Consider the following 12,571-nt stretch of genomic DNA (forward strand, 5'->3'; position numbering starts at 1 on the left):
GGGAGTGCTCCTTCGTTCGATCGGATGATCAGCGGACGGGCACTCAGAGATGTCGGTAGACGTCCTTCAGCTCCAGGCCGGTGGCCAGCATCAGCACCTGCGCCTGGTAGAGCAGCTGGGAGATCTCCTCGGCGGCCCGTTCCGGGCCCTCGTGCTCGGCCGCCATCCACGACTCGGCCGCCTCCTCGACGACCTTCTTGCCGATGAAGTGCACGCCCTTGGCGAGCGCGTCGACCGTGCCCGAGCCCGGGGTGCCGGCGGCGGCCTTGGCCTGCAGCTCGGCGAACAACTCCTCGAACGTCTTCACGAAACGCGATTCTTCCAGCCGCCCCGGGTGAGCGTGCCCACCGGGTCCACCCGCGTCGCCTGGCTCTCACCCCTGGCCGCCCGGCAGGACCCGACGGTGGCCCACCCCGCCGGCCCGTCCGGGCTGATGTCCGGGTCCCGACCGGACGGCTGACGGGCGACGCGTTCGCGGCTCCTGACGATATCGGGCCGGAGCCAGTGCTGGGGCAGGCCCATGAGGGCCTCGGTGGCGGGCCGGATGTCGCGGATGGTCTGCTACGAACTTGATGGCACGGACGAGTCACCCGGGCGCGGCGAACAGCGGCAGCGGCCGAAGCGCCCACCCGGCGGCGGGGCCGGGTCCCGGTCCAAGACCCGAGCCCGAGGCCCGAGCCCGCAGGCGGCCCCGGGCGACTCGTCCACGCCATCAAGTTCGTAGCCTGAGCGGCACGCATGTCGGGCGCCGGCCCGCCACCGAGCGCGGTCAGGCGGTCAGGCGAAGCCCACGCGGTGGGCGCCGGCGGCGTCCAGGGCCCGGATGGCCAGTGCGGCGTCCAGCGCGGCCACGGTGGCGGCCCAGCCCTTGTCCTCGGCCGAGCCGGGCAGCCCGGCCCGGTCCCGGGCCTGCTCGATGGTGTCCACCGTGAGCACGCCGTGCGCCACCGGCTTGCCCTCGTCCAGCGCCACCCGGGTCAGCCCGTCGGTGACCGACCGGCAGACGTAGTCGAAGTGGGCGGTCGCGCCGCGTACCACCACGCCGAGCGCGACCACCACGTCGTGGCGGCGGGCCATCGCCTGCGCCACCACCGGCAGCTCCACCGAACCGGCCACCCGGGCCACCACGGCCCGCGCGCCGCACGCCTGCGCGGCGGCCACCGCGCGCTCCACCATGTGATCGGTCAACTCGCCGTGCCAGCGCGCGGCCACCACACCGACGGTCAGCCCGGCGGCGTCCACCTCGGTGACGCCCGGCTCCCCGAAACCCGCCATCGTCCTACGCTCCGATCTCGTCACCGGCGACCGGGCGGCCCATCGGCGCCTCGGTCACCTCGTCCAGCCCGTCCAACAGGTGGCCCATCCGGTCCCGCTTGGTGCGCAGGTAGCGCACGTTCTCCGGGTTCGACGACACGGGCAGCCCCTCCCGGCCGGTCACGGTCAGGCCGTACCCCTCCAGGCCGGCCCGCTTGGCCGGGTTGTTGGTCAGCAGCCGCATCGACCGGACGCCGAGGTCGTAGAGGACCTGCGCGCCGGTGCCGTAGTCCCGCGCGTCGGCCGGCAGCCCCAGGTCGAGGTTCGCGTCCACGGTGTCGCGCCCCTGGTCCTGCAACTGGTACGCCTGGAGCTTGTGCAGCAGGCCGATGCCGCGCCCCTCGTGCCCGCGCACGTAGAGCACCACCCCGCGGCCCTCCCGGGCGACCCGGGCCAGCGCGGCCTGCAACTGCGGGCCGCAGTCACAGCGCAGCGAGCCGAACACGTCCCCGGTGAGGCACTCGGAGTGCACCCGGACCAGCACGTCCCGGCCGTCGCCGAGGTCGCCGAAGACCAGCGCGACGTGCTCGGCCGGGTCGTGCTCGGCACGGTAGCCGAGCGCCGTGAAGACGCCGTACGGCGTGGGCATCCGCGCCTCGGCGGCCAACTCCACCTGCTTCTCGGTCCGCCGCCGGTACGCGATCAGGTCGGCGATGGTGATCAGCGTCAGCCCGTGCTCGGCGCAGAACTTCTCCAGGTCCGGCACGCGCATCATGGTGCCGTCGTCGTTGACCAGCTCGCAGAGCACCCCGGCCGGACGCAACCCGGCCAGCCGGGTCAGGTCCACCGCCGCCTCGGTGTGCCCGGGCCGGCGCAGCACCCCGCCGGCGCGGGCGCGCAGCGGCACCACGTGGCCGGGGCGGGCCAGGTCGGTCGGGTCGGTGCCGGCGTCGGCGAGCAGCCGGATGGTGTGCGACCGGTCGGCGGCCGAGATGCCCGTGCTGACGCCCTCGCGGGCGTCCACCGTCACCGTGTACGCGGTGCCGCGCCGGTCCTGGTTGGTGTGGTGCATCGGCGGCAGGTCCAGCCGGTCGCACTCGGCCTCGGTCAACGGCACGCAGACGTAGCCCGAGGTGTGGCGGACCATGAACGCGACCAGCTCCGGGGTGGCCAGTTCGGCCGCGAAGATCAGATCACCCTCGTTCTCCCGGCCCTCGTCGTCGACCACGACCACCGGCCGGCCGGCGGCGACGTCCGCCACCGCCTGCTCGATCGAACCGAAGCTGCTCATGCCACGACCTCCGAGTACGTCGCCGGGATCCGGGTCCGCGTGGCGGTCCGCGACGTGCGCCACCAGGCGTAGAAGCCGGCCGCGCAGAACGCGCCGTAGACCAGGTACATGGCGGCCGACGGGTAGAAGCCGCCGCGTAGCAGCAGCGGCACGCCGACCGCGTCGACGGCGATCCAGACCAGCCAGAACTCCACCCAGCCGCGGGCCATGCCGTACGTGGCGAGCAGGCTGCCGACCAGGATCCAGGCGTCCGGCAGCGGCCCCCACGAGCCGAGCGCGGCCAGCACCGGATAGGCGGCGGCGGTGCCCACGGCGGCGGCGACGAGCAGGGCCAGCCGTTCCCGGCCGGTCGCCCAGCGCGGCACCACGGCCGGCTCCCCACCGTCGCCGGACCGGCGGTTGCGCGACCAGCGCCACCAGCCGTAGACGCTCACCGCGAAGAAGAAGACCTGCCGGCCGGCCTGGCCGTAGAGGTCGTGCGCCTGCGGGGTGGCGAAGACGCCGCCGAGGAACACGGTGAACAGCAGCCCGTTGCCGATCATGCCGACCGGCCAGGCCCAGACCACCCGGCGCAGCCCGAGCAGCGCCGAGACGAGCCCGAAGACGTTGCCGACGATCTCCCGGACCAGCACCGGCGAGCCGACGACGTGCACCTGGGCGTCGAGCAGCCAGCCGAGCGGGCCGGTCACCGGGCACCGCCCAGCAGTCGCTCGACGTACTTGGCCAGCACGTCCACCTCCAGGTTGACCGGGTCACCGACCCGTTTGCCGCCGAGCACGGTGAGCTTGAGCGTGGTGGGGATCAGACCGACCGAGAACCAGTCGTCGCCCACCTCCGCGACGGTCAGCGACACGCCGTCGACGGTGATCGAGCCCTTCTCCACCACGTAGCGGGCCAGCTCGGCGGGCAGTCGGAACCGGACCGTCTCCCACTGCGCGGCCGGCTCCCGGCCGATGACCTCGCCGACGCCGTCGACGTGCCCCTGTACGAGGTGCCCGCCGAGCCGGCTGTTCAGCGCCGCGGCCCGTTCCAGGTTGACCGCGTCGCCGGGGCGCAGCGCCCCGAGCGCGGTGCGGCGCAGCGTCTCACCCATCACGTCGGCGGTGAAGACGCCGCCGTCGACGTCGACCACGGTCAGGCAGACCCCGTTGACCGCGATGGAGTCGCCGTGCCGGGCGTCCGAGGTGACGAGCGGACCGCGGATGGCGACCAGCGCCGAGTCGTCGCCGGTCTCGGTGCTCCGGACGATCTCGCCCAGCTCCTCGACGATGCCGGTGAACATGTCAGGCCTCCCTCTTCCGGGGCAGCGCGGTGATCCGCAGGTCGGGACCGACCTGCGTAACGTCGGTGATCTCCAGGTCGACGGCGTCGGCGATGGACGTCACGCCGGCGTGGCCCAGCGCGGTCGGACCGGCGCCGAGCAGCTTCGGCGCGACGTAGCCGACGATCTTGTCGATCAGGCCGGCGGCGAGGAACGCGCCGGCCAGCGTGGGACCGCCCTCCAGCAGCGCGGCCCGCACGCCGCGGTGGTGCAGCTCGGCCAGGAGCGCCGCCAGGTCGACCCGGCCGTCCGGGCCGGCCCCGACCTCCGCGGCGGTGGCCACCCAGGTCCGGGCCGCGCCGTCGCGGACCCGGGCGTCGACCGGGGTACGCCCGGAGCTGTCCACCACCACCCGCAGCGGCTGCCGGATGGCGAGCGTGCCGTCGCGCAGGTTGCGGGCGGTGAGCCGGGGGTCGTCGGTGAGCACGGTGCCGACCCCGGCGAGCACCGCGTCGACGGTGCCGCGCAGCGCGTGCACGTCGGTGCGGGCCGCCTCCGAGGTGATCCACATGCTGGTGCCGTCGGCGGCGGCGGAGCGCCCGTCGAGCGTGGCCGCGTACTTCCAGATCAGGTACGGCCAGCCGCGGCGCATCGAGGTGAGCCAGGCGACGTTGCCGGCCTCGGCCTCCTCGGCGCGTACCCCGAACGCGACCTGGACCCCGGCGGCGCGCAACGTGGCCGCGCCGCCGGAGGCCACCGGGTTCGGGTCGGGCACGGCGATCACCACGCGGGTGACGCCGGCGGCGATGAGCGCGTGGCTACAGGGGCCGGTGCGGCCGGTGTGGTCGCACGGTTCCAGCGTGACCACCGCGGTGCCGCCGCGGGCCCGGGTGCCGGCCTGCGCCAGCGCGACGATCTCGGCGTGCGGTCCGCCGGCGTACGCGTGGAAGCCCTCGCCGACGACCTCGCCGTCGGGATCGAGCAGCACGCAGCCGACGACCGGGTTGGGGCTGGTGGCGCCGAGGCCGCGGGCGGCCAGCGCGACGGCGCGACGCATCGCCTCGTCGACGGAGACGCTCGCCATGGCCCGCCCTGCCCTTCCGCTCGCCGGTCACGCGCGGGCGGGGTGGGGAGCGACGGCACGAGGGCCGCGGACACGCGGCGGCGGAGAACCCGGGGACGGCGTCAGCCGACCCCGGGGAGCCCACAGGCGCGGCTGAGGGTGCTCAGCGGCCGGCAGGGCCTCCCCCGTTCCGCGCGCTGTCTCCCATCCGGACTTTCTGGGGAGCGGACGAGCCGCACCCCAACCGTCGGCCCCGGATTCTCACCAGGTCCACCGTCCGGCCGAAGCCGTCCGGGTCGCGGGCTTACCACGGTCGGACCGTGGATCACCGCCGGTTCGGAATTTCACCGAGCCCCGCCAGCGCGTGGTGGGTACTCCGGAAGTCTTACACGTTCCGCGGCGGCGCGCGCCACCCGCGCGAGCTACCTCACAGCAGGACCGCACGATCACGTAACTCCGCGGCGGCGGTCGACCGCGACGTACGACCCGGGTTGGCTCTTGGCCACCGTCTTCATCTCCGAGGCCACGGCGATGGCCTCCAGCGGGTCGGTGAACCGCTTGCCGCTGTCGGACAGCGACACGCCGATGGAGAGCGTGACCAGCGCGGCCCGGCGGATGTTGCCCCGCCGGTCCTTCAGCTCGACGAAGCCGCGTTGGGCGTCGGTGGGGTCGTAGAGCGTGTCGGCGGCGTTCTCGAAGTCGACCACCGCGCGGCTGGTCAGCGGCCGGACCTGGGTCGGGGCGCAGACGATGACGAAGTCGTCGCCGCCGACGTGGCCGAGGAAGGCCGGCGGCAGCCCGATCGACACCACCGCGCGGTGCAGGCTGCGGGCCAGCGCGGAGATGAACTCGTCGCCCCGGACGAAGCCGTACCGGTCGTTGACGCTCTTGAACCGGTCGATGTCGACGTAACCGACGGCGTAGTCCACGCCGCTGCGCACCCGGTCGCTGATCTCCCGCCGGATGCGGCTGTTGCCGGGCAGGCCGGTCAGCGGGGAGACCTCCCGGAACTCCTTGTTGCGACGCAGCGTGGAGCTGACCCGGGCGACCAGCTCGGCGGTGTCGAACGGCTTGACCAGGTAGTCGTCCGCGCCGGCGCTGAGGCCGTTGACCTTGTCGGAGGTCATGCCCTTGGCGGTCAGCATGATCACCGGCAGGGCCGAGGTCATCGGGTCGGCGCGCAGCCGGCGGGTCAGTTCCAGCCCGTCCACCCGGGGCATCATGAGGTCGACCACGGCCAGGTCCGGCCGTTGCCGCTCGATCACCTCCAGCGCCTCCTGGCCGTCGGCGGCGTGCAGCACCTCGAAGCCGTGCAGGCGCAGGTTGAACTCGACGAAGCGGGCGATGTCCTCGTCGTCGTCGACGACCAGGATGACGTCGGGTCGGTCGCCGGCCGCGTCCATCTCAGGCCCCGGTCATCGCACGTTCCGCCAGGCCCCGCAGGCGGCGTACCGCCTCGGCCGGGTCGTCGGCGCCGTAGACCGCGGTGCCGGCGACGAACGCGTCGGCCCCGGCGGCGGCGGCCTGCTCGATGGTGTCCGCGGCGATGCCGCCGTCGACCTCGATGCGCAGCTCCAGGTGGCCGCTGTCGACGTGGCGGCGGGCGGCGCGCACCTTGTCCAGCAGCGCCGGCAGGAACCGCTGGCCGCCGAAGCCGGCCTTGATCGTCATGATCAGCAGCGTGTCGAAGCTGGGCAGCAGGTCCAGGTACGGCTCGATCGGGGTGTCCCGGTCGATCGCCAGCCCCGCCTTGGCCCCGGCCGAGCGCAGGTCCTTGGCCAGCGCCACCGGGTCGTCGCACGCCTCGGCGTGGAACGTGACGTTGTACGCGCCGGCGTCGGCGTACCCGGGGGCCCAGCGGCGCGGATCCTCGATCATGAGGTGCACGTCGAACGGGATCTCGGTGACGGCGCGCAGGCTCTGCACCACCGGCAGGCCGATGGTCAGGTTGGGCACGAAGTGGTTGTCCATGACGTCCACGTGCAGCCAGTCGGCGGCGGACTCCACGGCGCGGACCTCGTCGGCGAGGCGGGCGAAATCGGCGGCCAGGATGCTGGGCGCGACGACGGGCGGCGGTACGGTCACGGGGCCAGTGTACGAACGCGGTCATCCCCGGCTGCGGCGCGGCACCACGAAGGACCTACTGTGACCCTCCCGTCACCTTCGGTGCAGAATTCCGTCGTCCGGGGCGGAAATCGACACGAATAGTCGCCGGTGACTGGCCGACCGATTGAAAGATGACGAAACTCCTACAGGGACGGTCACATATGCTGCACGCCCGGGCGCGGGGGACGCCGCACGGGCCGCGGCGACCGGTTGCCATCTCTCCGGCGAAGGAGCGGACGATGCGACGGTGGCTCCACGCCCTCACGCTGGCCGGCGCCGTGACGGCGGTGCTCGCCGGCTGCGCCCCGACGCACCGGGCCGACGGGGACCTCGTCGACGACTGGGCGGCGCTGCCGGCGCCCCAACTGTTCGTCCCGGCCACCGACGCGTGCCTGCCGCGGCTCACCGCCGTGGTGCAGGCGGCCACGTACGAGACGGTGGACTGCGCCGGCAGCCACCTGGCCGAGGCGGTGCACGTCGGCTCGTTCACCGGCTCGGCCGCCGAGGGCGCCCGCCCCGAGCCGGGCTCCCCGGAGCTGCGCGGCGCCCGGGCCGAGTGCGACCAGCGGGCCCGGGAGATGATCGGCGGGGACTGGCACGCCGCCCGGCTCACCCTGAACATCGCGCTGCCACCGGCGACCGCCTGGATGGCCGGCGCGCGCTGGTTCCGCTGCGACCTGGCCGAGACCGACAGCATCGACAACACCCGGCCGGTCAACCGGGTGGGCAGCCTGCGCGGCGCGCTGGTCGGCGACAACCCGCTGGTGCACCGCTGCTTCGACCCGAAGCTGATCGGCGCGAACCTCAACTACATGGCCCCGGTGCTGTGCACCGAGCCGCACCGGGCCGAGTTCGTCGGCGTCTACTCCGAACGCGACATGGGCTGGGCCGAGTTCGCCCGGCGCGCGCCGTCCGCGCACCGGCGCTGCATGACGCTGATCGCCGCGTTCGCCAACGTGCCGGACAATGCCGAGCTGCCGTACCGGGCCGGGTCCATCTTCTACCCGCCGTCGCAGCGGGAGTGGGAGGAGGGCGACCGGGGGGTGCGCTGTTTCCTGTGGAGCGACGACCGCAAGCTGACCCGTTCCATGCGGGGCGCCGGCCCGGAGGGACTGCCGGTCATCTGACCGCCGCTCCGCCAGGAGCCGGCCGCCTCGTGCGACCGGCCGCCGGCCCGGTTGCCGTATGCTGCGTCGCCGAGGCGTACCGGTCGGCCGGGCGGCTCCGGACGGCGGGAGGTCGGTCGCGATGCGGCGATGGTGGGCGGCGGTCGCCGCGGGCGCGGTGGCGGTGCTGGCGGTCGGCGGGTGCAGCGCGCCGGCCGGGGTGGACCGCGACCTCACCGACGAGTGGCCGGCCTTCGCCGCCCCGGTCGGCTTCGTGCCCGCGGCCGACGTCTGCCACCCGACCGTCGCCGACGTCGGCTACCTCAGCGGCTACCAGCCGGTCGACTGCGCCGCCTCGCACCGCGCCGAGACGCTGCACGTCGGCACGCTGGGCGGCCCGGACGCCGGTCGCTCCGCGCCGCCGCGCGCCGGCTCGGCCGGCGTCCGCTCCGCGCACGCCGAGTGCGCCCGGCAGGTCACCCGCGCCGTCGGCGCGGACTGGCGGTCCGGGCGGTTGCAACTCTCCGTGGTCTTCCCGTCCGCACTGGCCTGGTCCGGCGGCGCCCGCTGGTACCGCTGCGACGTCGCCGAGGTGACCGACCTGGACGAGGGCAACGTGGCCGCCCGCACCGGCAGCCTGCGCGGCGCGCTCAAGCCCGGCTCTCCGCTGGCGCTGGGCTGCTTCAACCCCAGGCTGAGCAAGGACGAGGTGCAGGCCATGCGGCCGGTGGCCTGCACCTCGAAGCACCACGCCGAGTTCGTCGGGATCTACCAGGCGCCCGACATCAGCTACGCCGAGTTCCAGCGCACCTCGCTGCGCGCGCACAAGGCGTGCCGGGGGGTGATCGCGAAGTACGCCAAGGTGCCGAACGACGGGAAGATGCAGTACCGGGCGGGCACCATCGTCTACCACCCGTACGAGCAGCAGTGGCGCGACGGCGACCGGGGTGTGCAGTGCTTCCTCTGGATCTCCGACCGGACGCTGACCCGCTCGGTGCGGGGCGCCGGCGGTTCGGCGCTGCCGATCACCTGAGCCGCGGGCGGGGCGGGCGTCGGCCCACCCCGCCCCACGCGCTCAGCCGACCTGGAGCGTCACGTCGTCGACGACGAAGCTGGTCTGGAGCGAGGCGTCCTCGACGCCGGTCCACTTGAGCGTCACCGTCTGGCCGGCGTACCCGGCGAGGTTGAAGCTGCGCTGGGTGTAGCCGGTGGCCTTGTTCAGGTTCGAGTAGGTCGCCAGCGTGGTGGAGCCGACCTGCACGGTCAGCTTGTCGTACGCGGTCGAGGTGGTGGTCTCGGCCGAGTCGATGTGCAGCCAGAACGCCAGCGTGTAGCTGGTGCAGCCGGTCGGCAGCGTCACCGACTGGGAGAGCGTGTCGGTACGCGAGGAGCCGTACCCGTTCAGCCACGCCTTGTACGACCCGGTCCGGGCCGCCTGGCCGGCGTCGTTGGTGATCACGCCGGAGCTGGTCGTCCACGGCGTGGTGCCGGACTCGAAGCTGCTGTTGCCGATGAGCTGCCCGGCGGTGCAGCCGCCGCTGCCGCCGGTCACCGTGATCGTGTAGGTGGCGGTGCGGGTGGCCGAGCCGGTGCCGGTGACGGTGAGCGTGAACGTGCCGGTGGTCGCCGTGGACGAGGCGCTGACCGTCATGGTGGCGGAGCCGCCGGAGGTGACCGACGACGGGCTGAAGCCGACCGTGACGCCGCTCGGGGCGCCGCTGGCCGACAACGCCACCGTCTGGGCGCTGCCGCTGGTGGTGGCGGTGCTGACGGTGGCGGTGGTGGAGCCGCCCCGGGCGACGCTGCCGGAGGTGGGGTTGACCGCGACGGAGAAGTCGTTGGCCGGGGTGCCGCCGCCGACCGCGAGCGCCCAGATCGCGTACGCCACGCCGTCCGCGCTGCGGTTGAGCACCGTCGTGTTGATGTTGCTGGTGGTGTCGCAGGAGCGGTGGTAGCAGCCGTCGTACGCCGCGCCGGAGGTGCCGCCCCACTTCGCGGCCTGGGCGGCGGTCTTGGTGTAGCTGGCGCCGGCCGCGTAGCCGGAGGTCTGGATGCCGGCGTTGGCGAACGAGTAGTCGTCCGAGCGGCCCTGCCCCTCGGTGTTCTCCTCCGGCTGGATGCCGAACGAGTCCCAGTACGCCTTCAGCGGCGCCGCGGTGGCCGAGGTGATCCGGTTGATGAAGTAGCCGCCGTTGGGCGAGCCCACCATGTCGAAGTTGTAGTAGCCCTTGATGTAGCCCCGCTGGGTGCTGCTGAGCTGGTTGACGTAGTGCTTCGAGCCCTGGAGGCCCTGCTCCTCGCCGTTCCACCAGGCGAACCGGACCCGCTTGGTCATGGTCGGGTTCTGCGCGGCCAGCACCAGCGCGTTCTCCAGCAGCGTGGCCGAGCCGGAGCCGTTGTCGTTGATGCCGGGGCCGGCGGAGACGCTGTCCAGGTGCGCGCCGAACATGACGACCTGGTCGGCCGGGCCCTGCGGCCACTCGGCGATCAGGTTGCTGCCCGGGTACGTGCAGGTGGTGCAGGTCTGCTCGGTGACCGTGTAGCCGGCGGCCTGGAGCTTGCCCTTGACGTAGCTGACCGAGGCGGCGTAGCCGGCCGAGCCGGCCCGGCGGTTGCCGCCGTTGCTGCTGGCGATGGAGTTGAGCTGGGTGAGGTGGGCCTGGACGTTGGTCAGCGAGACGTCCGGTGCGGCGAGCGCGGCGACGGCCGGGGCGGGGGCGGCCGGAGCGGGCGCGGCGGAGGCGGAGGCGGTGCCGGCCAGGCTCGCCGTCGTCAGGGTGGCGACGAGGGCGAGCGCGAGGCTCGTGGTCGGCGTACTGCGTCTCATGGAGACTCCTCGTGGGGGTCGTGCGGGCGGGGGTGACGGCCGAGGACCGGTGATCGGAACAGTTACATGCATCGATCACTTAGTCAACGGCCCGTCACATCCCACCACCCCCCTCCCCCGCCCGGGATGCACCCGACGCGGGGTCAGCCGCGGCGGAGCACCGCCAGGAACATGGCGTCGGTGCCGTGCCGGTGCGGCCAGAGCTGCACCGTCGGGCCGTCACCCAGGCCGGGCATGCCGGCCGGCAGCAGCGGGCGGGCGTCCACGAAGTCGACCGGGAAACCGCACCGCCGGGACGCCTCGGTCACCGTCACGTGCGTCTCCACCACGTGCGGCGAACAGGTCACGTACGCCACCACGCCACCCGGACGGACCGCGCGCAGCGCGGCGGTGAGCAGCTCGCGCTGCAACCGGGTCAACGGCGGCAGGTCCGCCGGCTGCCGGCGCCAGCGGGACTCCGGCCGGCGCCGCAACGCACCCAGGCCGGTGCACGGCGCGTCCACCAGCACCCGGTCGAAGTGCCCCTCCGGCAGCTTCGGGTCACCGCCGACGTCCCGCCCGTCGAGGTGCAGCACGGTGACCGGCAGACCCCGGGTCGCCTGCTCGACCAGCCGGGCCCGGTGCTCCGCCACCTCGACCGCGGTCAGCCGCGCCCCGCGCTGCGCGGCCAGCGCGCCGAGCAGACCGGACTTGCCGCCCGGACCGGCGCACAGGTCCAGCCAGCGGCCGTCCGGACCGTCCACCGGCGCGTTCGCCAGGGCGTCCGCCACCAGTTGGGAGCCCTCGTCCTGCACGTGGGCCCGCCCGTCGGCCACCGCCGCCAGGTCACCCGGCGCGCCGCCGGGCAGGTAGACCGCGTACGGCGAGAACGCGCCGGGCGCGCCGCCGACCTCGTCGGCCAGCGCCACCGCGTCGGCCCGCCCCGGCCGGGCGCACAGGTGCACCGGCGGGCGCTCGTTGTCCTCGATCAGCAGCCGGGTGGTCTCCCCCAGGTCACCGCCGAGCGCCTCGGCGAACGACCGCACGATCCACTGCGGATGGCTGTACGCCAGCGCGAGATGACCGATCGGATCGACGCCCTCGGCCGGGGCGAGCTTCGCCACCCAGCCGTCGGCGTCCCGGCCGGCGATCTCCCGCAGCACCGCGTTGGCGAACCCGGTCGCGCCCGGCCCCACCATGCGGACCAGGTCCACCGTGGACGACACCGCGGCGTGCGCCGGCACCCGGGTGTGCAGCAACTGGTACGCCCCGAGCCGCAGCGCGTCCCGCACCGGCGGGTCGATCCGCTGCACGTCCCGGCCGGCCGCGTCGGTGACGATCGCGTCCAACGTGCCGGTGTGCCGCAGCGTGCCGTAGGTCAGCTCGGTGGCGAACGCGGCGTCCCGCCCGCTCAGCCCCGCCTCGCGCAGCATCGCCGGGAGCACCAGGTTGGCGTACGCGTCGTCGCGGTGCACCGCTGCCAGCGCCTCGTACGCGACGTGCCGGGGCAGGTCCACGGTCGGCCGGACCGGACGCTGCCCGCCACGCCGGTCGGCGCCGCCCCGGTACGGCCGGTCACCGCCGCGACCCGCGCCACGCGGCCGGTCGCCGGCGCCGCGGTCGTACCCCCGCGGGCGCTCACCCTCGACGGGCCGCTCCGACCCGCTCACGCGGAACCACCCTT

At 74.1% G+C, this 12,571-nt stretch carries 13 protein-coding genes and 1 riboswitch; of the genes, 3 read left to right on the plus strand and 10 right to left on the minus strand.

The window, feature by feature from the left end; all coding sequences use genetic code 11:
* Positions 1 to 43: 43 nt before the first annotated feature.
* Positions 44 to 307 (minus strand): phosphoribosyl-ATP diphosphatase, encoded by a 264-nt coding sequence (locus AB0B02_RS13735; RefSeq protein ID WP_043324932.1) that lies wholly within the window; start codon positions 305 to 307, stop codon positions 44 to 46.
* 27 nt (positions 308 to 334) lie between these two features.
* Between AB0B02_RS13735 and AB0B02_RS13740 the strand changes: the two genes are divergently transcribed.
* On the plus strand, positions 335 to 460 hold the full coding sequence (locus AB0B02_RS13740; RefSeq protein WP_281939772.1) for a hypothetical protein: 126 nt from the start codon (positions 335 to 337) through the stop codon (positions 458 to 460).
* 317 nt (positions 461 to 777) lie between these two features.
* Here AB0B02_RS13740 and ribH read toward each other — a convergent pair whose 3' ends face one another.
* The 7 genes from ribH to rpe all read right to left on the minus strand — a co-directional run bounded on the left by ribH (position 778) and on the right by rpe (position 6,954).
* The gene (gene ribH / locus AB0B02_RS13745) at positions 778 to 1,275 is read right to left on the minus strand and encodes a 6,7-dimethyl-8-ribityllumazine synthase (protein WP_281939770.1); all 498 of its coding nucleotides are present in this window, start codon (positions 1,273 to 1,275) and stop codon (positions 778 to 780) included.
* A gap of 4 nt (positions 1,276 to 1,279) precedes the next feature.
* On the minus strand, positions 1,280 to 2,545 hold the full coding sequence (locus AB0B02_RS13750) for a bifunctional 3,4-dihydroxy-2-butanone-4-phosphate synthase/GTP cyclohydrolase II (RefSeq protein WP_281939768.1): 1,266 nt from the start codon (positions 2,543 to 2,545) through the stop codon (positions 1,280 to 1,282).
* Positions 2,542 to 3,234, minus strand: a complete 693-nt coding sequence (gene pnuC / locus AB0B02_RS13755) for a nicotinamide riboside transporter PnuC (protein WP_281939766.1) — start codon at positions 3,232 to 3,234, stop codon at positions 2,542 to 2,544. Before pnuC ends, AB0B02_RS13750 begins: the two co-directional genes overlap by 4 nt.
* A complete protein-coding gene (locus AB0B02_RS13760) occupies positions 3,231 to 3,827 on the minus strand; it encodes a riboflavin synthase (RefSeq protein WP_281939764.1) in 597 nt (198 codons plus the stop codon). The genes pnuC and AB0B02_RS13760 overlap by 4 nt, the downstream gene beginning before the upstream one ends.
* A gap of 1 nt (position 3,828) precedes the next feature.
* The gene (gene ribD / locus AB0B02_RS13765) at positions 3,829 to 4,890 is read right to left on the minus strand and encodes a bifunctional diaminohydroxyphosphoribosylaminopyrimidine deaminase/5-amino-6-(5-phosphoribosylamino)uracil reductase RibD (protein WP_281939762.1); all 1,062 of its coding nucleotides are present in this window, start codon (positions 4,888 to 4,890) and stop codon (positions 3,829 to 3,831) included.
* Between the two features lie 171 nt (positions 4,891 to 5,061).
* Positions 5,062 to 5,235: riboswitch (FMN riboswitch) on the minus strand.
* 80 nt (positions 5,236 to 5,315) lie between these two features.
* A complete protein-coding gene (locus AB0B02_RS13770; protein WP_281939761.1) occupies positions 5,316 to 6,272 on the minus strand; it encodes a response regulator in 957 nt (318 codons plus the stop codon).
* A gap of 1 nt (position 6,273) precedes the next feature.
* Positions 6,274 to 6,954, minus strand: coding sequence for a ribulose-phosphate 3-epimerase (gene rpe / locus AB0B02_RS13775; RefSeq protein WP_107160083.1), 681 nt, complete (start codon positions 6,952 to 6,954; stop codon positions 6,274 to 6,276).
* Positions 6,955 to 7,214: 260 nt separating this feature from the next.
* Here rpe and AB0B02_RS13780 point away from each other — a divergent pair, with 260 nt between their 5' ends.
* A complete protein-coding gene (locus AB0B02_RS13780) occupies positions 7,215 to 8,102 on the plus strand; it encodes a septum formation family protein (RefSeq protein ID WP_281939758.1) in 888 nt (295 codons plus the stop codon).
* A 121-nt stretch (positions 8,103 to 8,223) separates the two neighbouring features.
* Positions 8,224 to 9,114: a septum formation family protein gene (locus tag AB0B02_RS13785; protein ID WP_281939756.1), complete on the plus strand. Its 891-nt coding sequence runs from the start codon at positions 8,224 to 8,226 to the stop codon at positions 9,112 to 9,114.
* A gap of 42 nt (positions 9,115 to 9,156) precedes the next feature.
* Here AB0B02_RS13785 and AB0B02_RS13790 read toward each other — a convergent pair whose 3' ends face one another.
* Both AB0B02_RS13790 and AB0B02_RS13795 read right to left on the minus strand, forming a co-directional pair.
* Positions 9,157 to 10,908: a M28 family metallopeptidase gene (locus tag AB0B02_RS13790; RefSeq protein WP_357300321.1), complete on the minus strand. Its 1,752-nt coding sequence runs from the start codon at positions 10,906 to 10,908 to the stop codon at positions 9,157 to 9,159.
* Positions 10,909 to 11,051: 143 nt separating this feature from the next.
* Complete coding sequence (locus AB0B02_RS13795; RefSeq protein WP_357300323.1) at positions 11,052 to 12,557, minus strand: transcription antitermination factor NusB; 1,506 nt, start codon at positions 12,555 to 12,557, stop codon at positions 11,052 to 11,054.
* Positions 12,558 to 12,571: the final 14 nt, after the last annotated feature.

Origin of the sequence: Micromonospora sp. NPDC049240 (assembly GCF_040647835.1) — a bacterium.
Lineage (GTDB): Bacteria > Actinomycetota > Actinomycetes > Mycobacteriales > Micromonosporaceae > Micromonospora.

Excerpts from the sequence above, each read along its gene's own strand:
- ribH (WP_281939770.1), bottom strand. The coding sequence starts at position 1,275 with ATGGCGGGTTTCGGGGAGCCGGGCGTCACCGAGGTGGACGCCGCCGGG.
- AB0B02_RS13750 (WP_281939768.1), bottom strand. The coding sequence starts at position 2,545 with ATGAGCAGCTTCGGTTCGATCGAGCAGGCGGTGGCGGACGTCGCCGCC.
- AB0B02_RS13760 (WP_281939764.1), bottom strand. The coding sequence starts at position 3,827 with ATGTTCACCGGCATCGTCGAGGAGCTGGGCGAGATCGTCCGGAGCACC.
- ribD (WP_281939762.1), bottom strand. The coding sequence starts at position 4,890 with ATGGCGAGCGTCTCCGTCGACGAGGCGATGCGTCGCGCCGTCGCGCTG.
- AB0B02_RS13770 (WP_281939761.1), bottom strand. The coding sequence starts at position 6,272 with ATGGACGCGGCCGGCGACCGACCCGACGTCATCCTGGTCGTCGACGAC.
- AB0B02_RS13780 (WP_281939758.1), top strand. The coding sequence starts at position 7,215 with ATGCGACGGTGGCTCCACGCCCTCACGCTGGCCGGCGCCGTGACGGCG.
- AB0B02_RS13785 (WP_281939756.1), top strand. The coding sequence starts at position 8,224 with ATGCGGCGATGGTGGGCGGCGGTCGCCGCGGGCGCGGTGGCGGTGCTG.
- AB0B02_RS13790 (WP_357300321.1), bottom strand. The coding sequence starts at position 10,908 with ATGAGACGCAGTACGCCGACCACGAGCCTCGCGCTCGCCCTCGTCGCC.